Source organism: Psychrobacter sp. T6-1, from assembly GCF_052258445.1.
The window spans coordinates 1-600 of sequence record NZ_JBQQFC010000766.1; the positions used below are offsets into that span (position 1 = coordinate 1).

Annotated in this window: 1 protein-coding gene; it reads right to left on the minus strand. The window is 45.2% G+C overall.

Annotated elements, in window-relative coordinates; genetic code table 11:
• The coding region (gene bamD, locus ACTXGO_RS16580; protein WP_443575199.1) for an outer membrane protein assembly factor BamD at positions 1 to 407 on the minus strand (407 nt) is incomplete at its 3' end.
• Positions 408 to 600: the final 193 nt, after the last annotated feature.

A 600-nucleotide genomic window follows, 5' to 3' on the forward strand; every position in this document is an offset into this window, starting at 1 on the left:
GATGGCCCTTGCATATTGGCCACGCCGCGTACATAGTAGGCATAGCTCACTTGCGGGTTGGAGGGGTAGAGGCTGATGAAACGATCAGCACTACTAGCAGCTGACTCGTACTCGCCCGCCTCGTACTGCGCGTACATAGTATCAAGCAAAGCTTGCTCGGCATATTGCCCAGTTGGGTAAAAGGTACGTAAGTTGCTTAAGTCTTCTACCGCTTGGGTGTAACGACCTTTGTTTATCTTTTCAATCGCATCGCTGTAGTAGCCTTGCTCAGATCTTTCAGCGGTGGCTACCGCATCGACATCATTACCCGTTAAGTTCTTAAAGGTCTGACAACCGACCAAATTGACACTGAGTGCCAGCACCGTTATTGAGGACAGTTTGATCATCGTATTGCGAGCAACGTGCATACTTCTTCTCCGACACAAAACGCATAATAGCCTTGATGCTATATGCATATAATAAAGTGATAATAAGGGCGCAGCTTATAAGCGCTGTGATTGCCTATAGGTATAGTTTATATCGTACAAGCTTAAGTGTGTGCATTATAGTGCCATAGCATACAGCAAAATATCGATAACTTTGTACAATAAAATGTAGGAC